The organism is Micromonospora sp. CNZ297 (assembly GCF_007827625.1).
On sequence record NZ_VISU01000009.1, the window covers coordinates 72038 to 90960 of the forward strand.

Genomic DNA, 18923 nt, shown 5'->3' on the forward strand with positions numbered 1-18923 from the left:
GTTTCACAGCGTCCCGGAGCAGGGTAGGGACCATTGTCTCTGCCCCCGGACCCCGCCGTGAGCTGATGCGAAACCGCTATCTGGACCTGCTCCGCTTCCTGGCCATCCTGCGAGTCGTCACCTACCACGTCACCGGCTACGCCACGCTCACGCTGGTGTTTCCGGCGATGTCGGTGATGTTCGCCCTGGCCGGGTCGCTGATGGCGGCGTCACTCGACCGCAGCGGGGTACGCGCGGTCGGGCGCCGGCTGCGCCGCCTCCTGCCGTCGCTGTGGGTGGTGGCCGCGGTCTTCGTGCCGGCCATGCTGCTCACCGGGCTGACGTTCAGCCCGAAGGTGCTGCTCTGGCTCTTCCCGATCAGCGACCCGCCGGCCAACTACTGGGGTGGGCTGGCGCTCAGCCCCATCTGGTACCTGCGGGACTACCTGTGGTTCGTGCTCGCCTCGCCGTTCGTGCTCTGGCTGTTCCGCCGGGCGCCGCTGCCCACGCTCGCCGCCCCGTACCTGCTGCTGGTCGCGATCGAGATCGGCGTCCTGGCGAACCCGCCGACGGTGCTGCGCGAGTTCGGCCTCTACTTCGGCGCCTGGCTGCTCGGCTTCGCCCACCACGACGGGCTGCTGCGCCGGATGCGCAACCGGGTGCTGCTGCCGGTGGCCGCCGTGGTCGGCGCCGCCGGGCTGGCCTGGATCGTCACCCATCCGGGCCCGCGCGGATTCGACATCAACGACATCCCGCTGGGCAACGCGCTCTGGTCGGCCGCGTTCATCCTGGTGGCGATCGGCCGGGCCCCGGCCGGGGTGACCTGGGTCGACCGCGTGCCGGCGCTCGGCCGGGCGGTGACGGTGGTGAACCGGCGTGCGCTGACGATCTACCTCTGGCACATGCCGTTCGTGGTGCTCCTCACCCCGCTCGTCGGCCTGGTCGGCTGGTCGCCGCGCGACCCGGTGGGCCTGTGGCTGCGGGTGGGGCTGGTCTTCGCGCTCGTCGGCGTGGTGACGCTTCTGGTCGGCTGGGTCGAGGACGTCGCAGCCCGGCGTACCCCCGAACTGGTCCCCGGCAAGCCGCGGCGGACCGTGGCCGACCGGGCGGCGGCCGCCCCGGCCAGCCCGGCCCCCGCCGGGGCGGAGGACGCGCTGGTGAGCGTCGGGGCGCGGGTGCCGGCGCCGCGCCGCCCGGCCGAGGACCCCGGCCGGGGCGACGGCGTCCGGGCGGCCCGGCGGGACACGCCCGGCGGCGACTGAGCGGCCACCGGGCGCGGCCCGACTGAGCGGCCACCGGGCGCGGCCCGCCCAGGTGCGCCGTCCGCTCAGCGGGTGCTGACCGTGACGTTGCCGCTGGTGGCGGACGCTTCGAGCTGCACCGACGCTGTCGGGTCGTCGGTGACGCGCACGTCGGTGTCGCCGGACGTCGCGGTGGCGCGCACCCGGTAGCGGCCCGCCGGCACGGCCAGGTCCACGTCTCCGCTCGTGGCGTGCACCCGGGCCGGTGCCGGCTGGTCCAGCTCGACGACGATGTTGCCGGACGTGGTCTCGGCGTCGATCGCGGAGGCGAGCCGGCGGGCCTCGATGTCACCGGAGCGGGCACGCAGCCGCACCGGGCCGGCCGCCTCGACGACCCGGATGTTGCCCGACGTGGTGGAGGCGCGGACCTCGCCGGTGGCGCCCCTGATGGTCAGGTCGCCGGAGCTGAGCGTGAACTCCACCGCGCCGACGTCGCTGAGGTCGACGTTGCCCGAGCCGGTGCCGCCGTGCACCACCACGCCGGGCGGCGCGGTCACCTCCCAGGAGATGCTGCACCGGTGCCCGCAGTCGGTGGGCAGGACGAGTTCGTCTCCCTTGATCTCGTACCGGCTGGTCGGCTCGTCGCCCTGGTAGCGGACCACGCGCTTGATGCGTACCTGGTCGGCGGGGCCGTTCGCCCGGACCACGACGTCGCCGGCGCCGTCGTCGTCCACGGTGATCTTCGTGATCTTCGTCCGCTCCGTCTGGTCGAAGTCGAGGCGGCGGAACGAGAGGGTGTCACACCCGGCGAGGACGATGAGGGCGCTGGCCGCGGTGGCGGCCACCACGCCACGTAGCCGGAAAGCGCCACGTAGCCGGAAAGCGCCACGTAGCCGGAAAGCGCTGCGTAGCCGGGGAGCGGTGTGGAGCGAAGCCATGGCCAGCACACTAGGTCCGGCCCGACGCCCGGCACATCGGGGATCGCCCGACCGTCCACCCCGAGCCGACCCTGAGATCGCACCCGGAGGGAGAATGGCCTGATGGCCGGGTACCGCCGACAGCTCTACCGCGACGACGCGGTGGTGCTGCGTGTGCAGAAGCTGGGCGAGTCCGACCGCATCATCACGCTGTTCACCCGCCGGCACGGGCGGCTGCGCGCGGTCGCCCGGGGCGTGCGGCGCACCACGAGCCGGTTCGGCGCGCGGCTGGAGCCGTTCGGGCACGTCGACCTCCAGCTCGCCGGTGATCCCAAGGGCAACCAGGGCAGCTCGCTGCACACCGTCAGCCAGGTCGAGGCGATCGAGCTGTACGGCAAGCGGTTCCTCGGCGACTACCCCCGCTACACAGCGGCCAGTGCGATCGCCGAGACCGCCGAGCGACTCACCCCGGTCGAACGCGAGCCGTCGCTGCGGCTGTTCCAGCTCACCCTCGGCGCGATGAAGTCGCTGGCCCGGGGCGAACACGCCACCACGCTCGTGCTCGACGCGTACCTGCTGCGCGGCATGGCGTTCGCCGGCTGGGCGCCGGCGCTCGCCGCCTGCGCGGTGTGCGGCGAACCGGGCCGGCACCGCGCGTTCTCCGTACCGGCCGGCGGCGCCGTCTGCCCGGACTGCCGGCCCCCCGGCGCCGCCCACCCCGCGCCCGCCACGCTGGAGCTGATGTCCGCGCTGACCTCCGGCGACTGGGGGTACGCCGACGCCGCCGAGACCGGCGTACGCCGGGAGTGCAGCGGACTGGTCGCGGCGCACCTCCAGTGGCATCTGGAGCGCGCGCTACGCTCGCTGCCGCTGGTCGACCGGGGTGCCCCGGCGGCCGGCGCGGTCCCGTCGCCCGGCGGCGCGGGGCCGGATGTGGTCCCGCCGCGCTCCGGCGCCGGGCCCGTCGCCGGAGTGAACAGGGAGATGACCGAGTGATCCGATCGACGAGGGCGACCCGCCGCGAGCCGGTGCCGCCGACCCCGCACCCCTCCGGAGCCCGTCCGCCGGCGCTGCCGCCCGCCGCGGTGCCCCGGCACGTCGCCATCGTGATGGACGGCAACGGCCGCTGGGCCAAGGAGCGCGGGCTGCCCCGCACCAAGGGGCACGAGCAGGGCGAGCACAGCCTGTTCGACGCCGTCGAGGGCGCGATCGAGATGGGGATCCCCTACCTGTCGGCGTACGCGTTCTCCACCGAGAACTGGCGGCGCTCGCCGGACGAGGTCCGCTTCCTGATGGGCTTCAACAGGGACGTCATCCGCCGCCGCCGCGACCAGCTCGTCGACCTGGGCGTCCGGGTGGTCTGGTCGGGCCGTGCCGGCCGGCTGTGGAAGAGCGTCATCTCCGAGTTGCAGACCGCCGAGGAGATGTCGCGCGGCAACTCGACGCTGACGCTGCAGTTCTGCGTCAACTACGGCGGCCAGGCGGAGATCGCCGACGCCGCCGCCGGGATCGCCCGCGACGTCGCGGCCGGCCGGCTCGACCCGGCCAAGGTGAACGAGAAGACGGTGGCGCGCTACCTCTACCACCCCGAGGTGCCCGAGGTCGACCTGTTCCTGCGCCCCTCCGGCGAGCAGCGCATCTCCAACTTCCTGCTCTGGCAGACCGCGTACGCCGAGCTGGTCTACCTGGACACGCTCTGGCCCGACTTCGACCGCCGCCACCTCTGGTACGCCTGCGAGCTGTACGCCCAGCGCGACCGCCGCTTCGGCGGCGCCCTGCCCAACCCGGTCGCCCCGGGCGCCTGAGGTCACGCTTACCGACGGGCCGCGCTGGGTACCGATACCTCCAGACAGCAAACGCGGAGGTGAACCACATGATTCAGAAGCGGATCGCGCAGTGGGCGGTCATGGCGGTCGCCGTGCCGCTGGCGGCGGCCGGCGCGCGCCGGCTCAGCCACACCCTGGAGGCCCGTCGTGGCCCGTCCGGGGTGAGCCGTCTGCTGACCAAGGGCGCCGACCTGATCCGGCCGCAGAAGGCCAGGCGTCGCCGGTTCTTCTGACCGCGACGTCCGGCCCGACCGTGACGCCCCGCATCCGGCTTTCCCGCCGGGCGCGGGGCGTTCCGCTCTACGATCGGCGCAGGGCGCGCCGCCGGGTGCGCGCCCGCCACGGGGGTGGAGGATGCGCGATCTCCGGTACGAGATGACTGCTGCCCTGGCCGCCGCCGACCTGGTGGAGCCGGCCCGCCGGGACGCGGTGGCCGCACTGTGCGCCGACGTCGCCCAGCGGTGGTGCGCGGACCTCGGGCACACCCCGGCGGTCCGCTCCGGTGAGATCGGCGAACTGGCGTCGGGTGAGCCGGCCGCCGGCTGGGCGCCCGACCCGGACGGTCAGCGGGCCTGGTGAACCGTCCGGCGGGGCTGTCTGCGCGGCTCACGCCTCCACTTCGGAGCGGTCGCCCGCCCAGAGGGTGTGGAACGAACCGGCCCGGTCCACCCGGTGGTAGGTGTGCGCGCCGAAGTCGTCCCGCAGGCCCTGGATCAGCGCGGCCGGCAGCCGCTGCGCCCGCAGCGCGTCGAAGTAGGCCAGCGACGACCCGAAGGCCGGGGCCGGCACGCCCGCCCGGGCCGCGTCGGCCACCACCCGTCGCCAGGCCGGTACGCCGTCGCTGACCCGCTCGGCGAACCACGGCGCGACGAGCAGCGTCGACAGGTCCGGCTCCGCGTCGTACGCCTCCCGGATCCGGTCCAGGAAACCGGCCCGGATGATGCAGCCGCCCCGCCAGATGGTGGCCGTACCGCCCAGGTCGATGTCCCAGTCGTACTCCCGGCTGCCGGCCCGGATGTGGTCGAACCCCTGCGCGTACGCGACGATCTTGCTGGCGAGCAGTGCGCGGCGCACGTCCTCGACGAACGCGTCCCGGTCGTCCACCTGCCACTTCTCACCCGCGTCGGCGAACACCCGGCGGGCTGCCTCGCGCTGGTCGGCGTGCCCGGACAGCGACCGCGCGAATGTGGCCTCGGCGATGCCGGTGATCGGGATGCCGAGGTCGAGCGCGCTCTGCACGGTCCAGCGGCCGGTGCCCTTCTGCTCGGCCTGGTCGAGCACGATGTCCACGAACGCCTGGCCGGTGGCCGCGTCGGTGTGGCCGAGCACGTCGGCGGTGATCTCGATGAGGAACGACCCCAGCTCGCCGCCGTTCCACTCCCGGAAGATCTCCGCGATCTCCGCCGGGCTCGCCGACAGACCGGCCCGCAACAGGTCGTACGCCTCGGCGATGAGCTGCATGTCGGCGTACTCGATGCCGTTGTGGACCATCTTCACGAAGTGGCCCGCGCCGTCCGGCCCGATGTGCCGGCAGCAGGGCTCACCGTCCACCTGCGCGGCGATCTTCTCGAAGATCGGCCCGAGCTTGCGGTACGACTCGGCCGACCCGCCGGGCATGATGCTCGGACCGAGCAGCGCGCCCTCCTCGCCGCCGGACACTCCGGTGCCGACGAAGTGCAGCCCGTGCGCGCGCAGCGCCTCCTCCCGGCGGCGGGTGTCGGCGAAGTGCGCGTTGCCGCAGTCGACGACGATGTCGCCCTCCTCCAGCAGCGGGACCAGTTCGTCGATCACCGCGTCGGTGGGCGCGCCGGCCTTCACCATCACGATCACCGCGCGGGGCCGCTCCAGCGAGCCGACGAAGTCCGCGAGCGACTCCGACGGCACGAACGTGCCCTCGTCACCGTGCTCGGCGACCAGGCTGCGGGTACGTTCCGGCGACCGGTTGTGCACCGCCACGGCGAAGCCGTTGCGGGCCAGGTTCCGGGCCAGGTTGCGGCCCATCACCGCCAGACCGGTGACCCCGATCTGCGCCGTCGCCTGCTCTGCCATGCGTACCGCCACCTCTCGTTCGTGCTGCCGTTCTGCGACCGTATCGCGGTCGCCGGGGGAGCGGGCGGGGACGTCAACAGGGCGTGATCGCCGGGTGGCCGTGCGTCTCGCGCGGGCGCGTTCGCGTTCTCTCCCGGTAAATCGGGTGCGGGTTTCCGGGCGGCGGGATAGCGTTGCCGCATGCGTAAGTGACGCCCCACCTCCGAGCCCGGTCCACCGCCGCCAGTGCCGTGGACCCGTCCTGCTCCGGGCGTCCGCATTCCTTCCCGCCACCGTCGGTCGCGGTGTCTGTCGTGATCGGAACGCACCGGAGCCCCCGCTCGGCGCGTCCCGGTCGGCGCGCCCGCACGACAGGAGGCCCGCGAATGCCCGCGAAGCGCAATCCGAAGAAGTCCCGCAAGCAGTCGTCGCCGCAGGTGACCCCGCCGAAGCTCGACGCGCTCACGGTGACGCCACCCGCGGTGGTGCTCCCCACGGAGCCGGTGGCGTCCGCCGTGTCCCCGGACTCGGTGTCGCCCTCGGATTCCCCGGAGATCCCGGTGCTGCCGGGCGCATCCGCGACGCCGCCCCGGTCCGGCCCACCGGCAGGGCGGCAGGCCCGGTTCACCGGGCGTAGTCAGCGCGCCGGCCAGACCCGGTTCTACGCCTTCCGCCGCAGCTGACCGACAGCCCTTCCCGGCCAGCCGCTCACCGGGCAGGCCCCTCATCGGGGGCCTGCCCGGGCGTCCCCCCGGAGATCTTGGACGATTCCGGCCCCTAGAGGCGCCATCCCGTACCAAGATCCACTCCAGCCGTGTCGATCATGAAGTTGGCGGCGACAAAACGGGCAACCGGTGCCGTCAACTTCATGATCAACAGGGCGAGGGTGGGCAGGGTGAGGGTGGGCGGGGACGGGGAGGCGGGGCGGGCCCGGGGTCAGCCGATCAAGGGGCGGAAGGTGCCCAGGGCGATGCTTGTGGCCAGGGCACCGCCGGCCAGCAGCGCGGCGCCCGCCACGAGCAGGGCGTCGGCGCGGGTGAAGCGCTGCGGGCGGGCCACGGTGCGCGGCGTACCCGCGTCGAAGCCCCGGGCGTCCATCGCCACGGCCAGCCGGGTACCCCGCCGGATCGCGCCCACCAGCAGCGTGAACGCGGTGGACGCGAACAGCCGCAGCTTCGCCACCGGGTTGCGGCCGGCGTCCACGCCGCGGGCCCGGCGGGCCATGCTGATCATCCGCCACTCCTGTTCCAGCAGCGGCACCATCCGGAACGCGGCGAGCGCCCCGATGGCGAACCGGGCGGGCGTCTTCGCGTTCTGGATCAACGCGTCCGCCAGGTCCGTCGGGTCGGTGGTGGCGAACACGACGATGCCGGGCAGCGCCACGGCGAGCATCCGCAGCACCAGGCCCAGCGCGGTGACGAGAACGCCCTCGGTGACCAGGACCGGACCGGCCTCGACCAGCACCCGGCCGGAGCGGTCGGCCGCGAAGAGCACCAGCGTGATCAGGATGCCGACGGCGCCGGCGAGCAGCGGCCAGGCCCGGCGGGCCAGCACCCGATAGCGGACCCCGAACAGCGGCAGCACCGCGAGTTCGACGGCGATGGCGATGGCCGGGGCCACCGGGTCGAGCGTCGCCACCAGGATCAGCGTGAAGACCACAGCGGCGGCCAGCTTCGCCACCGGGTTGCGCCGGGCCAGCGGGGCGCCGGGTGCGGCGACCGGTTCGAGGCCGATCACGTGGCCACCCCGGCGGGGGAGCGGTGCAGGGTGAGCGTCGTGTCGGCCAGCGCGGCGACGAAGTCCTCGTCGTGGGTCACCGCGACCACGCCGTGCCCGGCGTCGCGCAGCTCGGCGAGCAGGTCGACCAGCTCCAGCCAGGTCCGCCGGTCCTGGCCGAACGTGGGCTCGTCGCAGATCAGCAGGCGGGGCGCGGTGGCCAGGGCCGTCGCCACACTCAGCCGCCGCGCCTCCCCACCGGAGAGGGTGTACGGGTTGGCGCCGGCCAGCCGGTCCAGCCGCAACCGGTGCAGCAGCTCGTCGACGGTGGCGGTCACCGCCGACTCGGGCCGGCCGGTGCGGCGCGGGCCGAGCGCCAGCTCGTCGCGGACCGTGGCGGTGACGAACTGGTGTTCCGGGTCCTGGAACACCGAACCGATCCGGCGTACCAGCGCGGGTGCCCGCCAGCGGTGCGGGGGAGTACGCGCGTCCCGCCCGGCGAGTGCCGCCGACGCGGTGACGGCGCCCGTGCCGGGCTTCAGCAGGCCGCCCAGGAGCAGCGCCAGTGTGGACTTGCCGGCGCCGTTGGGGCCGAGGACGGCGAGCGCCTCGCCGGCGCGTACCCGGAGATCGGTGGGGTCGAGCCGGGGCGGCAGGCCGAGCCGCTCCGCGGTGAGCAGCACGTCGCCGGGCGGCGTGGTGGCGTGCCGGGGTGGCGCGACGTGGCCGGGTACCCAGACCCCGGCGGTGGCCAGCGCGTCGCCGTGCGCGGCGAAGACCGCCTCGGGCGGCCCGTCGGCGCGCACCCCGCCGCCGGGTTCCAGCACCACGACGCGGTCGACCAGCGGCAGTGCCTCGGTGACCCGGTGCTCGACCAGGACCATCGTGGTGTCCGGGTCGAGCGCGTTCGCGACGGCCCGGCGGATCAGGGTGGCACCGGCCGGGTCGAGGTTGGCGGTGGGCTCGTCGAGCAGCAGCAGCCCGGGACGCAGCGCGAGCGTGCCGGCCAGCGCCAGCCGCTGCTGCTCGCCGCCGCTGAGCGCTGCGGTGGGGCGGTCCCTGTCGTACGGGAAGCCGACCCGGTGCAGCGCCTCGTCGACGCGGGGCCAGATCTCCCCGGCGGGTACGCCACGGTTCTCCAGCCCGAACGCCACGTCGTCGCCGGAGCGGGCCATCACGAGCTGGGTCTCCGGGTCCTGGAAGACGATGCCGACGCGCTCGCGGGCCTTGCGCGGGTCCAGCCCGTCGATCTCGACGGTGCCCTCCTGCTCGCCGGAGTCCTCCGGCAGCAGCCCGGCCAGCGCGGCCAGCAGCGTGCTCTTACCGGCGCCGGAGGGTCCGAGCAGCAGCACCCGCTCGCCGCTCTCCACGCGCAGATCCACCCCGCGCAGAGCCCAGCGTTTCCGTCCCCCGTGCCGCCACCCGAACCCCCGCAGCACCACCCCGCTCACCGCCCACCCACCCCCTCTTCTCCGTCGATCATGAGGTTGACGGCGATGACGGGTGCCGAAACGGCCGCCAACTTCATGATCGACACGATGGAGGCGTCAGACCAGGGCTCGGTCGCGGCCGGCGGGGAAGCGGTCCAGGACGCCGGTGTTCGCCAGCGCGCGGGTGAGGACGTGCGCGCCGAAACCGGCGACGATCGTGGCGCTGACGATCGTGATCAGCGCGTACGGGAGGCGGTAGGAGGCGAAGTCGAACGCCTTGTTCCAGTAGACGAAGTCGAAGATCGCCGCGCCGAGGCCGGTCAGCGCGCCGGCCAGCACCGCCACCGGCAGTCGGAACGAGCGGTACCGGAACGCGGCGAAGGCCAGCTCGGCGCCGATGCCCTGCATCAGGCCCTGGAGGATCACGATGCTCGCCCACTGGCTGCCCAGCAGGGCCGAGATGATCGCGGCCACCGTCTCGCAGTACAGCGCGGCGCCCGGCTTGCGGATGATCAGGCCGGCGAGCACCGCCGGGATCAGCCAGACGCCGTAGAGCACGGCCTGTGCCGGCGGGAAGAACGCGAACGCCGCGTCGGTGGCGCTCCAGAGCAGGCCCCAGGCCCAGAAGACGACGCCGAAGGCGACGGCGATGACCGAGGCGACGACGATGTCGACGGTACGCCAGCGGTTGCTGTCGGTGTGGTTCACGGTTGGCTCCCAGTTCGTCGAGGTGAACCAGGAGAAGACGCACGCCGCGCCCGGTGGTCACCGGACGGCGACGCGGCTGGAGGTCGACCGAACTCCCTGCGCTGGCATTACCCAGATCAGGTTCGAGGGTCTGCGGGCACCGGCCCGCACTCTCAGCGCTGTGCGCTCCCCTGTCGGATGTGAAGTTGTCTCGTCGCAGACGCTAGCACCGACCACGGGCCCCGGCCCAGCAGGGCGAGTGTCGGTATGGTGGCGATCATGCTGGTGGATGCGCGGGGACTGACGTTCGAGGTACGCGCCGGCGGCCCCGAGGACGGTGACCCGGTCCTGTTGCTGCACGGCTTTCCGCAGCACTCCGGTGAGTGGGACGCGGTCACGCCCGCGCTGCACGCCGCCGGGCTGCGCACGTACGCGCTCGACCAGCGCGGCTACTCGCCCGGCGCGCGTCCGGCGGACGTCGGGGCGTACCGGATTCCGGAGCTGGTGGCCGACGCGGCCGCGGTGCTCGACGCGCTCGGGGTGACAGGCGCCCACGTGGTCGGCCACGACTGGGGCGCCATCGTGGCGTGGGGGCTGGCGGCGGCGCACCCGGAGCGGGTGCGGACGCTGACCGCGGTGTCGGTGCCGCACCCGGCCGCGATGGGGCACGCGCTCGCCACCGACCCGCGGCAGAAGGTCAAGTCCGCGTACATCGCGTTGTTCCGCAAGCCCGGTACGGCGGAGAAGGTGCTGCTGGCGTGGAACGGCGCCACGCTGCGCAAGCTGCTGAGCGGAGTGGGCGACGCCGACGTGGTGGCCCGGTACGCCGAGCCGATGCGCGAGCCGGGGGCGTTGACGGCGGCGCTGAACTGGTACCGCGCGATGACCGGTGCGGACATGAAGGCGGTCGCCCCGGTCGGGGTGCCGACCACGTTCGTGTGGAGCGACAAGGACGTGGCGATCGGCCGGACGGCCGCGCAGGCGTGCGCCGCGCACGTCACCGGTGACTACCGGTTCGTGACGCTGTCCGGCGTCAGCCACTGGATCCCGGACGAGGCGCCCGGCCCGCTGGCCGAGGCGATCCTCGCCCGGTGCGCGGGAACGGAGGAGGCATGACGGTGAGCGCCGAGGCGTACCTGGCGGTGGTGACCGAGACGATCGGCCGGGTCGCCGCCGAGCAGCGGCAGAACGTGGCCGACGCGGCCGACCTGATCGCGGCGGCGCTGCGCGCCGACGGTGTGGTGCACGCGTTCGGCACCGGGCACTCCGAGGCGCTGGCCATGGAGATCGCCGGCCGGGCCGGCGGGCTGGTGCCCACCAACCGGATCGCGCTGCGTGACCTGGTGCTGATCGGCGGCGACCCGGCCGACGTGCTCGGCCCGAAGCTGGAACGCGACCCGGCGGTGGCGCACCGCCTCTACGAGCTGGCGCCGATCCGGCCGCAGGACGTGTTCGTGCTGGCCTCGAACTCGGGCGTGAACGGGGCGATGGTCGAGTTCGCGTCCATCGTGAAGGAACGTGGGCACGGCCTGGTGGCGATCACGTCGGCACAGCACTCGGCGCGGATGACCTCGCGGCACCCGTCCGGCCGCAAGCTGGCCGACTTCGCCGACGTGGTGCTGGACAACGGCGCCCCGTACGGCGACGCCACGCTGCCGCTGCCGGGCGGCGGCGCGGTCGGCGCGGTCTCCTCGATCACCGCGGCGCTGCTCGCCCAGCAGATCGTCGCCGAGGTGGTGGCCCGGCTGGTCGCGGCGGGGCAGCGCCCGCCGGTCTACCTGTCCGCGAACATCACCGGCGGCGACGAGCACAACGCCGAGCTGGAGGCGCGGTACGCGGGCCGGATCCGCCGCGGTTCCTGAACCGGTTTCGTGATCATCCGTACGGGGCACAGGCGGTCCTGCCGGTGGGCGTTCACCCGCCGGCCGTGCCGTCTCCCGGGGAGGTCCGCGAGTGTCCAAGGAATCCGAGAAGCAGCGCTGGCAGCGCAACTTCGCCGATCTGTTGCAGGAGCTGCGGGTCGCGCAGACCGGCGTGCAGATCCTCTTCGCCTTCCTGCTGACGCTGCCGTTCAGCAACGGGTTCGGCCGGACCACGGAGTTCCAGCGCGACGTCTACATCGTGGCGCTGCTGACCGCCGCCGCGTCCGCCGCGATGATCATTTCTCCGGTCGCGTTCCACCGGGCGCTGTTCCGGCAGGGGCGTAAGCCGGAGCTGGTCCGGTTCGCCCACCGGATGGCCACCGGCGGCCTGTTCTTCATGCTGATCGCGATGGTCAGCTCGGTCCTGCTGGTCACCGACTTCGTGCTGGACCGGCCGATCGCGTTCCTGCTCAGCGCGCTCACCGGCCTCTGGTTCCTGATCTTCTGGGCCATCCTGCCGTTCAGCCGGCGCAACTGGGGTGAGGACGACATCGACGACGAGGACGACAACCCGCAGACGCTCACCGACTGACCGTCCGCCAAATCGAACGTGCACGCAGCGCTACCCCTGGGTAACACCCGGGGGTAGCGTCGTTTTCGTCGAACGCGTCGACGCAGCCGGACCGACGAGGAGGCAGCCGTGGCCACGACACAGAACAGCCGGCCCGAGTCACCAGACGGCGCGGGGCCGCTGCCCGCCGAGGCGGGCCAGGTCTCCGAGAAGGAGGCCCGGCAGGTCGCCGAGGCCGCCCGCGAGTCGGCCTGGGACCGGCCCAGCTTCGGCAAGGAACTGTTCCTCGGCCGCTTCCGGCTCGACCTGATCGACCCGTGGCCCCGCCCCGATCCGGCCGAGGTGGCCCGCGCCGACGAGTTCCTCGGCTCGCTGCGCGCGTACCTGACGTCCGAGGTGGACGGCGAGGCGATCGAGCGGGACGCGCGCATCCCCGACGAGGTGTTCCACGGCCTGGCCGGGCTCGGCACGTTCGGCATGAAGATCGACCGTCAGTACGGCGGGCTGGGGCTGAGCAACCTGCACTACTGCCGGGCGCTGATGCTCGTCGGCTCGGTGAACCCGGCGGTCAGCGCGCTGCTCTCCGCGCACCAGTCGATCGGCGTGCCGCAGCCGCTGAAGATGTTCGGCACGCCCGAGCAGAAGGAACGGTTCCTGCCCCGGCTCGCCGCCGGTGAGGTCTCCGCGTTCCTGCTCACCGAGCCGGACGTCGGCTCCGACCCGGCCCGGCTCGCCACCACCGCCGAGCCGACCGCCGACGGCACCGGCTACCGGCTCAACGGGGTGAAGCTCTGGGCCACCAACGGCACGCTCGCCACGCTGCTGGTGGTGATGGCCCGGGTGCCGGCCGGCGAGGGGCGGCGCGGCGGCATCACCGCGTTCGTGGTGGAGGGCGACAGCGACGGCATCACCGTGGAGCGGCGCAACTCCTTCGTCGGGTTGCGCGGCCTGGAGAACAGCCTCACCCGGTTCCACGACGTGTTCGTGCCGAAGGAGAACGTGATCGGCGGTGAGGGCAAGGGCCTCAAGATCGCGCTGACCACGTTGAACACCGGCCGGCTCTCGCTGCCTGCCATGTGCGTCGGCGCCGGGAAGTGGGCGCTCAACGTGGCCCGCGAGTGGGCGGCGGACCGGGTCCAGTGGGGCCGCCCGGTGGGCGAGCACGAGGCGGTGGCGAAGAAGCTGGCCTTCATCACCGCCACCACGTACGGCATGGAGTCCATGCTCGACCTGTCCTGCATGCTCGCCGACGACGACCGCAACGACATCCGGATCGAGGCGGCGCTGGTCAAGCTCTACGCCAGCGAGATGGCCTGGCGGATCGCCGACGAGCTGATCCAGATCCGCGGTGGGCGCGGCTACGAGACGGCCGACTCGCTCGCCGCCCGGGGGGAACGGCCGGCCGCTGTCGAGCAGCTCCTGCGCGACCTGCGGATCAACCGGATCTTCGAGGGCTCCACCGAGATCATGCACCTGCTGATCGCCCGCGAGGCGGTCGACGCGCACCTGTCCGTCGCGGGCGACATCATCGACCCCGACGCGGGGCTGGGCCGCAAGGCGAAGGCGGGTGCGCGGGCCGGCGCCTTCTACGCGAGGTGGCTGCCCACGCTCGCCGTCGGCAAGGGGCAGACGCCCGGGGCGTACCAGGAGTTCGGGCCGCTGGCCGGGCACCTGCGCCACGTCGAGCGGGCCTCCCGCAAGCTGGCCCGGTCGACGTTCTACGCGATGTCGCGGTGGCAGGGGAAGATGGAGCGCAAGCAGGCGTTCCTCGGCCGGGTGGTCGACATCGGCGCGGAGCTGTTCGCGATGAGCGCGGTCTGCGTCCGGGCCTACGCCGAGCGGGACGCGCACCCGGAGAACGTCGAGCTGGCCGACCTGTTCTGCCGGCAGGCGCGGCTGCGCGTCGACGAGCTGTTCACCGGCCTGTGGTCGAACACCGACTCGGTCGACGTGGCCGCCGCCAAGCGGATCGTCGCCGGCCGGTACGCCTCGGTGGAGGAGGGTGTCGTCACCCCGCCCGCCGACCTGCCCTGGGTGGCCCGCTGGGAGCCGGGGCCGTCCACCGAGCAGGACGTACGCCGTCGCATCCCGCCCGCCGGCTGACCCCGCTCCGCCCGCCCGGCGGTCGTCCCACCCGGACGGCCGCCTGGGCGGTCAGCGCGCGATCGCCCAGGCCAGGATGCCGGCCAGGATCAGGCCGTTGAGGCCGGCCAGCACCAGGTACGCCGACGGCGGGATCTTGCGGCCCTTGCGGACGAAACTCACCAGCACGCCTGCGTACCCCAGCAGCAGCACGGCGACGACGATCAGGAAGTACAGCACCGGCACACCTTACCGGCCGCCGCGCAGCCCCAGTTCGCGCAGCTCCAGCGCGGCGAGCGCGTCGACGGTCGCGTCGTCGCCGCGCCGCCACGCCTCGGCGACGTCGGGCGCGATCCGGGTCAGCTTCGACAGCGGCTGACCGGCCAGCGCGCGCAGCGCCAGCAGGTCCCGGCCGGCCGGGACGCCCGCCAGTGCCTTCGCCGCGCCGGCCCGGCGCATCCAGCGCAGGCGCAGCGGCAGCCAGCCGAACAGCACCAGGCCGAGCGGGAACACCAGCACCGCGACGGTCAGCCCGAGCGCGAGCTGCCCGACCAGCTCCTGCTGGTCGCGGCCCGCCTCGGCGACCGAGCGGGCGGCGTCGGCGGCCCGGGTGAACGGCGCGGTCAGCTCGTCGCCGACGATCGGCACCCGGCCGACCTTGCCGCCGGCGTCGGCCAGGTTGTCGGCGAGTCCGCCGCCGGCCCCCTCCAGCTTCTGCCCCGGTACGGCGAGCTTCTCGACCACGTCGTGCAGCCACAGCGCGAAGCGGATCGCCGCGTACACCCAGACGACCACGAGCAGGTCGGTGAGGAACTGGCGGACGGCGGTGGGAAAACGGTCGGCGTAGATCTTCACGCCGGATAGCGTCCCACGGCGCGGGCGCGTCGGCACGTGGCCGATTTCCCGCTCAGTGCGACCCTTCACCGGCGTGACTGACCGCGTCCGCCACGATGTGCGCGACGTGGTCGTCGACCAGCGCGTACGCGATCTCCCGGCCGCGCCGCGACCCGCGCACCACCCCGGCGCCCCGCAGCACCCGCAGGTGCTGGGAGACCAGCGGCTGCGGCGCGCCGAGCTTCTCGACCAGCTCGTGCACGCAGCGTTCGCCCTCGGCCAGCTCGCTGACGATCGCGAGCCGGATCGGGGCCGAGAGCGCGCGCAGCAGGTCACCCGCACCCTCGAAGGCGTCGTACCCGTTCGTGCCGGTCACCCTGTAACGGTAACCAATCCCAGCTGCGCCGGCGGGCAGGGCCTCACCGCAGCAGCACCTCGTGCTCGACCGGCTCGGGCGGCGGCGTGGCCCGGTCGGCCCGCACCCGCCGCCGCAGCGCCCGCACACCGGCCGCCGCCAGCGCGACCAGCAGGAACGAGCCGATCGCCACGAGCACCACCGACGCGCCGGGCGCGGTGTCGGCGGTGGCGGCCACCCAGACCCCGGTGCCGGCCGCGAACAGGCCCAGCGCCATGGCCGCCGTCATGGTCGAGCGGAAGCCCCGGGTCACCTGCTGCGCGGTCGCCACCGGCACCACCATCAGCGCGCTGATCAGCAGCACCCCGACCGCCCGCATGGCGATGGTCACCGTGACCGCGGTGCCGACCGCGATGAGCAGGTTCAGCGCCCGCACCGGCAGGCCGGACACCCGGGCGTACTCCTCGTCGTGGCAGACCGCGAACAGCGCCGGGCGCAGCACCAGCATGGTCACCAGCAGCACCACGCCGAGCACCCCGATGGTGATCAGGTCGGTGCGGGAGGTGGTGGTCAGCGACCCGAACAGGTACGCGTTGAGCGACCCGCTGCTGGCGTCGGACAGCCCGACCAGCATCACGCCACCGGCGATGCCGCCGTAGAACAGCAACGCCAGCGCCAGGTCGCCGGAGGTGCGCCCGTACGCGCGGACCAGCTCGATCACGACCGCGCCGAGCGTCGCGGCGATCACCGCCACCAGCACGGGGGAGCGGTTGAGCAGCAGTCCCGCGCCGACGCCGGTGAGCGCCACGTGCCCGAGCCCGTCACCGATCAACGCCAGCCGGCGCTGCACCAGGTAGATGCCGAGCGCCGGGGCGGCCAGCCCGATGATCAGCGCGCCGACCAGGGCGCGGAGCATGAAGTCGTACTGAAAGAGATCCATCTCAGATGCCTGTCCAGAGCCGGGCGGGCTCCTCGTCGCAGTGCGGGTGCACGTGCTCGTGGTCCGGGTCGGCGTGGTGGCCGGCCGGTTCGGGCACCGCGCCGTCGTGGGCGATCCCGCCCTGGTGCACCACCACGGCCCGGCTGATCAGCGGGCGCAGCGGGCCCAGCTCGTGCGCGACGAGCACGACCGTGCCGCCGCCGTCGCGGAACGCGCGCAGCGCCCCGGCGAACGCCTCCTGGCTGGCCGCGTCCACCCCGGCGGTCGGCTCGTCCAGCACCAGCAGCTCCGGCCCGCCGGCCAGCGCGCGGGCGATCAGGGTGCGCTGCTGCTGGCCGCCGGAGAGCGTGGACACCGGGTCACCGGCCCGGTCGCCGAGCCCGACCGCGTCCAGCGCCGCCGCCACCGCCTCCCGGTCCGCCCGCCCGGCCGGACGCAGCACGCCCCGGCGGGCCAGCCGCCCGGACGCCACCACCTCGCGCACGGTGGCTGGTACTCCGCTGCCCGCGCCGAGCCGCTGCGGCACGTACCCGATGCGGTGCCACTGCCGGAAGCGGCGCTGCGGCGTGCCGAACAGGGCGACCGACCCGGCGCCGACCGGCACCAGGCCGAGCGCGGCGCGCACGAGCGTCGACTTGCCGGAGCCGTTGGCGCCGAGCACGGCGACCACCTCGCCGGCGGTCACTGTCAACGAGACGTCCCGCAGCACCGGGCGGCCGTCGTAGCCGACTGTGGCGTGCGCGATCTCGATCACGGGTGAGGTCATGAACAGTCCAGAGCGGTTCGCAGGGTCTGCAGGTTGGTGCGCATCGCGGAGAGGTAGTCGCCGTCGGCGGGCGGGCCCTCCAGCGGGTCCAGGACGGCCGTCTTCGCCCCGACCTCACGCGCGATCGTCTCGGCGACCTTCGGGCTGACCAGGGTCTCGAAGAAGATCGTGCCGGCCTGGTGCTCCCGGGCCTCCTCGGCGACCTCGGCGAGGCGCTTCGGGGACGGCTCGGACTCCGGGGTGAGCCCGCTGATGCCGATCTGTTCCAGCTGGTAGCGCTCGGTCAGGTAGCCGAACGCGGTGTGGCTGGTGACGATCTCCCGGCGCTGGCAGGTGCGCAGGCCGTCGGCGTACTCGGTGTCCAGCTTCGTCAGCTCGGTGCGCAGCGCGCCGGCGCGGGCGGTGTAGTCGGCGGCGTGGTCCGGGTCGGCCTTGCCGAGGCGCTCGGCGAGCTTGTCGCCGATGGTGGCCAGCCGGGTCGGGTCGAGCCAGACGTGCGGGTCCTTGCCGCCGCCCTCCTCGGCGTGCCCGGCCTCGCCCTCGTGATCGTGGTCGTGGCCACCGGCGGCCGCGTCCCGCAGCGGCGTCACGCCCGCCACGTCGAACGCGCGGTCGCCGCCGTTCTGCTCCACCGCCTCGTCCACCGCCGGCTGGAAGCCGCTGAGGTAGACGACCACGTCGGCGTCGACGACCTGGCCGACCTGCCGCGGGTTGAGTTCCAGGTCGTGCGGCTCGGCGCCGGGCTTGGTCAGGTTGCTGACCGCGACCGTGTCGCCGCCGATCCGCTCGGCCAGGAACTGGAGCGGGTAGAACGCGGCCACCACGTCGACCCTGCCCGGCTCGCTCGCGCCGCCTGTGCCGTCCGCGCAGGCGGTCAGGCCGGCGGCGGCGAGCAGGGCGGCGGCTGCGGCGGTCAGGATACGGCGAGGTGCACGAACGGTCATGGGCTCAACTGTCCGCGACAACGAAAACTATTGTCAAAAACGCATGATTGCATGTCAGCGCAGGTCAGCTCGGTTCTGCTTTCCCGAGTCAGCCGACCATGAGCTTCGCCAGCGCCACCGCGATCAACAAGGTGAGCATCACCAGCCGGAGCATCCGGGTCGCCGGGGCCTGCACCGGCCAGGTGACCGACATCAGCCAGACCAGCACGCCGGCCAGCACGAGCAGCAGGACGCCGCCCGCCGGGCCGGGCGCGAAAAGGCCGACAAGCACCAGGGCCAGCGCGGCCAGGAACACCGCCGTCGGGTTGAGCCGTGCCAACCGGGACAGCACAGGACTCTGCGTACGCTGCATGCCACAAACTCTACGAGGAGGAACCCCGTGCTGGTCACCAACCGCTTCGTGGTGGAAGCCGAAACGGTGGATGAGTTCACCCGTGCGGCGCACGCCGCGCTGGCCGCGCTCGCCGCCCGCCCCGGCTACCTGCGCGGTGAACTGCTGCGGGCGCTCGACGACCCGGACCACTGGGTCCTGATCACCGAGTGGGAGTCGGTCGGTGCGTACCGGCGGGCGCTCGGCGGATTCGACGTCAAGGTCACCGCCGTGCCGCTGCTCGCCCGATCGGTGGACGAGCCGTCGGCGTACGAGACGCTCGCCAGCGCCGCCCCCGAGGGTGAGATCGTCGTCGTCGCCAGCGATCGCGCCGCAGGTCCGTATCGCTGAGTGCCGGGGCACTACCCTGGCGCG

General features: G+C 73.6%; 23 protein-coding genes and 1 riboswitch. Of the genes, 11 read left to right on the plus strand and 12 right to left on the minus strand.

What is annotated here, in order from left to right:
* The first annotated feature begins 65 nt into the window (after window positions 1-65).
* Window positions 66-1241 carry an acyltransferase family protein gene (locus FB454_RS17690; RefSeq protein WP_013287964.1) on the plus strand — a complete coding sequence of 392 codons (1176 nt, stop codon included), beginning with the start codon at window positions 66-68 and terminating at the stop codon, window positions 1239-1241.
* A gap of 65 nt (window positions 1242-1306) precedes the next feature.
* Here the strand turns inward: FB454_RS17690 and FB454_RS17695 are convergent, their stop codons facing one another.
* Entirely contained in the window at window positions 1307-2065 is a 759-nt protein-coding gene (locus FB454_RS17695) for a DUF4097 family beta strand repeat-containing protein (protein WP_232236785.1), read from the minus strand.
* Window positions 2066-2260: 195 nt separating this feature from the next.
* On the opposite strand from FB454_RS17695, the gene recO reads away from it, so the two are divergent.
* The 4 genes from recO (at window position 2261) to FB454_RS17715 (ending at window position 4542) form a co-directional block, all read left to right on the plus strand.
* Window positions 2261-3133: a DNA repair protein RecO gene (gene recO, locus FB454_RS17700; protein ID WP_013287962.1), complete on the plus strand. Its 873-nt coding sequence runs from the start codon at window positions 2261-2263 to the stop codon at window positions 3131-3133.
* A gap of 32 nt (window positions 3134-3165) precedes the next feature.
* Entirely contained in the window at window positions 3166-3942 is a 777-nt protein-coding gene (locus tag FB454_RS17705; RefSeq protein ID WP_030274649.1) for an isoprenyl transferase, read from the plus strand.
* A 68-nt stretch (window positions 3943-4010) separates the two neighbouring features.
* Window positions 4011-4196, plus strand: coding sequence for a hypothetical protein (locus FB454_RS17710; RefSeq protein WP_013287960.1), 186 nt, complete (start codon window positions 4011-4013; stop codon window positions 4194-4196).
* A gap of 121 nt (window positions 4197-4317) precedes the next feature.
* The gene (locus FB454_RS17715) at window positions 4318-4542 is read left to right on the plus strand and encodes a hypothetical protein (protein ID WP_013287959.1); all 225 of its coding nucleotides are present in this window, start codon (window positions 4318-4320) and stop codon (window positions 4540-4542) included.
* A 27-nt stretch (window positions 4543-4569) separates the two neighbouring features.
* Here FB454_RS17715 and gndA read toward each other — a convergent pair whose 3' ends face one another.
* Window positions 4570-6012 carry an NADP-dependent phosphogluconate dehydrogenase gene (gene gndA / locus FB454_RS17720; RefSeq protein WP_013287958.1) on the minus strand — a complete coding sequence of 481 codons (1443 nt, stop codon included), beginning with the start codon at window positions 6010-6012 and terminating at the stop codon, window positions 4570-4572.
* A gap of 365 nt (window positions 6013-6377) precedes the next feature.
* On the opposite strand from gndA, the gene FB454_RS17725 reads away from it, so the two are divergent.
* A complete protein-coding gene (locus FB454_RS17725; RefSeq protein WP_013287957.1) occupies window positions 6378-6674 on the plus strand; it encodes a hypothetical protein in 297 nt (98 codons plus the stop codon).
* Between the two features lie 253 nt (window positions 6675-6927).
* On the opposite strand, the gene FB454_RS17730 is transcribed toward FB454_RS17725, so the two are convergent.
* From FB454_RS17730 to FB454_RS17740, 3 genes are all read right to left on the minus strand, one after another.
* Complete coding sequence (locus FB454_RS17730; protein ID WP_013287956.1) at window positions 6928-7728, minus strand: energy-coupling factor transporter transmembrane component T family protein; 801 nt, start codon at window positions 7726-7728, stop codon at window positions 6928-6930.
* Window positions 7725-9158, minus strand: a complete 1434-nt coding sequence (locus tag FB454_RS17735) for an ABC transporter ATP-binding protein (RefSeq protein WP_013287955.1) — start codon at window positions 9156-9158, stop codon at window positions 7725-7727. The genes FB454_RS17730 and FB454_RS17735 overlap by 4 nt, the downstream gene beginning before the upstream one ends.
* A 96-nt stretch (window positions 9159-9254) precedes the next feature.
* Window positions 9255-9845, minus strand: coding sequence for an ECF transporter S component (locus tag FB454_RS17740; RefSeq protein WP_013287954.1), 591 nt, complete (start codon window positions 9843-9845; stop codon window positions 9255-9257).
* Window positions 9846-9920: 75 nt separating this feature from the next.
* Window positions 9921-10027: riboswitch (TPP riboswitch) on the minus strand.
* 76 nt (window positions 10028-10103) lie between these two features.
* Between FB454_RS17740 and FB454_RS17745 the strand changes: the two genes are divergently transcribed.
* From FB454_RS17745 to FB454_RS17760, 4 genes are all read left to right on the plus strand, one after another.
* Window positions 10104-10940 carry an alpha/beta fold hydrolase gene (locus tag FB454_RS17745; protein ID WP_030274658.1) on the plus strand — a complete coding sequence of 279 codons (837 nt, stop codon included), beginning with the start codon at window positions 10104-10106 and terminating at the stop codon, window positions 10938-10940.
* Window positions 10937-11686: a sugar isomerase domain-containing protein gene (locus FB454_RS17750; RefSeq protein WP_013287952.1), complete on the plus strand. Its 750-nt coding sequence runs from the start codon at window positions 10937-10939 to the stop codon at window positions 11684-11686. Before FB454_RS17745 ends, FB454_RS17750 begins: the two co-directional genes overlap by 4 nt.
* A gap of 91 nt (window positions 11687-11777) precedes the next feature.
* The gene (locus tag FB454_RS17755) at window positions 11778-12278 is read left to right on the plus strand and encodes a DUF6328 family protein (RefSeq protein ID WP_013287951.1); all 501 of its coding nucleotides are present in this window, start codon (window positions 11778-11780) and stop codon (window positions 12276-12278) included.
* A gap of 108 nt (window positions 12279-12386) precedes the next feature.
* Window positions 12387-14360: an acyl-CoA dehydrogenase family protein gene (locus tag FB454_RS17760; protein WP_145823198.1), complete on the plus strand. Its 1974-nt coding sequence runs from the start codon at window positions 12387-12389 to the stop codon at window positions 14358-14360.
* Between the two features lie 51 nt (window positions 14361-14411).
* Here the strand turns inward: FB454_RS17760 and FB454_RS34905 are convergent, their stop codons facing one another.
* The 7 genes from FB454_RS34905 to FB454_RS17790 form a co-directional block, all read right to left on the minus strand.
* Window positions 14412-14579, minus strand: a complete 168-nt coding sequence (locus FB454_RS34905) for a hypothetical protein (RefSeq protein ID WP_013287949.1) — start codon at window positions 14577-14579, stop codon at window positions 14412-14414.
* A gap of 9 nt (window positions 14580-14588) precedes the next feature.
* Entirely contained in the window at window positions 14589-15194 is a 606-nt protein-coding gene (locus FB454_RS17765; protein WP_013287948.1) for a hypothetical protein, read from the minus strand.
* A 52-nt stretch (window positions 15195-15246) separates the two neighbouring features.
* Entirely contained in the window at window positions 15247-15549 is a 303-nt protein-coding gene (locus tag FB454_RS17770) for an ArsR/SmtB family transcription factor (RefSeq protein ID WP_013287947.1), read from the minus strand.
* Between the two features lie 43 nt (window positions 15550-15592).
* On the minus strand, window positions 15593-16468 hold the full coding sequence (locus FB454_RS17775) for a metal ABC transporter permease (protein WP_013287946.1): 876 nt from the start codon (window positions 16466-16468) through the stop codon (window positions 15593-15595).
* A gap of 1 nt (window position 16469) precedes the next feature.
* Entirely contained in the window at window positions 16470-17234 is a 765-nt protein-coding gene (locus FB454_RS17780; protein ID WP_013287945.1) for a metal ABC transporter ATP-binding protein, read from the minus strand.
* Complete coding sequence (locus FB454_RS17785) at window positions 17231-18178, minus strand: metal ABC transporter substrate-binding protein (protein WP_013287944.1); 948 nt, start codon at window positions 18176-18178, stop codon at window positions 17231-17233. Before FB454_RS17785 ends, FB454_RS17780 begins: the two co-directional genes overlap by 4 nt.
* Before the next feature lie 88 nt (window positions 18179-18266).
* Window positions 18267-18530, minus strand: coding sequence for a DUF6703 family protein (locus tag FB454_RS17790; RefSeq protein ID WP_013287943.1), 264 nt, complete (start codon window positions 18528-18530; stop codon window positions 18267-18269).
* A 27-nt stretch (window positions 18531-18557) separates the two neighbouring features.
* Here FB454_RS17790 and FB454_RS17795 point away from each other — a divergent pair, with 27 nt between their 5' ends.
* Window positions 18558-18899: an antibiotic biosynthesis monooxygenase family protein gene (locus FB454_RS17795; RefSeq protein ID WP_013287942.1), complete on the plus strand. Its 342-nt coding sequence runs from the start codon at window positions 18558-18560 to the stop codon at window positions 18897-18899.
* Window positions 18900-18923: the final 24 nt, after the last annotated feature.

Bases quoted from the DNA above. Each gene is read 5' to 3' on its own strand.
- FB454_RS17690 (WP_013287964.1), top strand. From the start codon at position 66: ATGCGAAACCGCTATCTGGACCTGCTCCGCTTCCTGGCCATCCTGCGA.
- recO (WP_013287962.1), top strand. From the start codon at position 2,261: ATGGCCGGGTACCGCCGACAGCTCTACCGCGACGACGCGGTGGTGCTG.
- FB454_RS17710 (WP_013287960.1), top strand. From the start codon at position 4,011: ATGATTCAGAAGCGGATCGCGCAGTGGGCGGTCATGGCGGTCGCCGTG.
- FB454_RS17715 (WP_013287959.1), top strand. From the start codon at position 4,318: ATGCGCGATCTCCGGTACGAGATGACTGCTGCCCTGGCCGCCGCCGAC.
- gndA (WP_013287958.1), bottom strand. From the start codon at position 6,012: ATGGCAGAGCAGGCGACGGCGCAGATCGGGGTCACCGGTCTGGCGGTG.
- FB454_RS17725 (WP_013287957.1), top strand. From the start codon at position 6,378: ATGCCCGCGAAGCGCAATCCGAAGAAGTCCCGCAAGCAGTCGTCGCCG.
- FB454_RS17745 (WP_030274658.1), top strand. From the start codon at position 10,104: ATGCTGGTGGATGCGCGGGGACTGACGTTCGAGGTACGCGCCGGCGGC.
- FB454_RS17750 (WP_013287952.1), top strand. From the start codon at position 10,937: ATGACGGTGAGCGCCGAGGCGTACCTGGCGGTGGTGACCGAGACGATC.
- FB454_RS17775 (WP_013287946.1), bottom strand. From the start codon at position 16,468: ATGGATCTCTTTCAGTACGACTTCATGCTCCGCGCCCTGGTCGGCGCG.
- FB454_RS17780 (WP_013287945.1), bottom strand. From the start codon at position 17,234: ATGACCTCACCCGTGATCGAGATCGCGCACGCCACAGTCGGCTACGAC.
- FB454_RS17785 (WP_013287944.1), bottom strand. From the start codon at position 18,178: ATGACCGTTCGTGCACCTCGCCGTATCCTGACCGCCGCAGCCGCCGCC.
- FB454_RS17790 (WP_013287943.1), bottom strand. From the start codon at position 18,530: ATGCAGCGTACGCAGAGTCCTGTGCTGTCCCGGTTGGCACGGCTCAAC.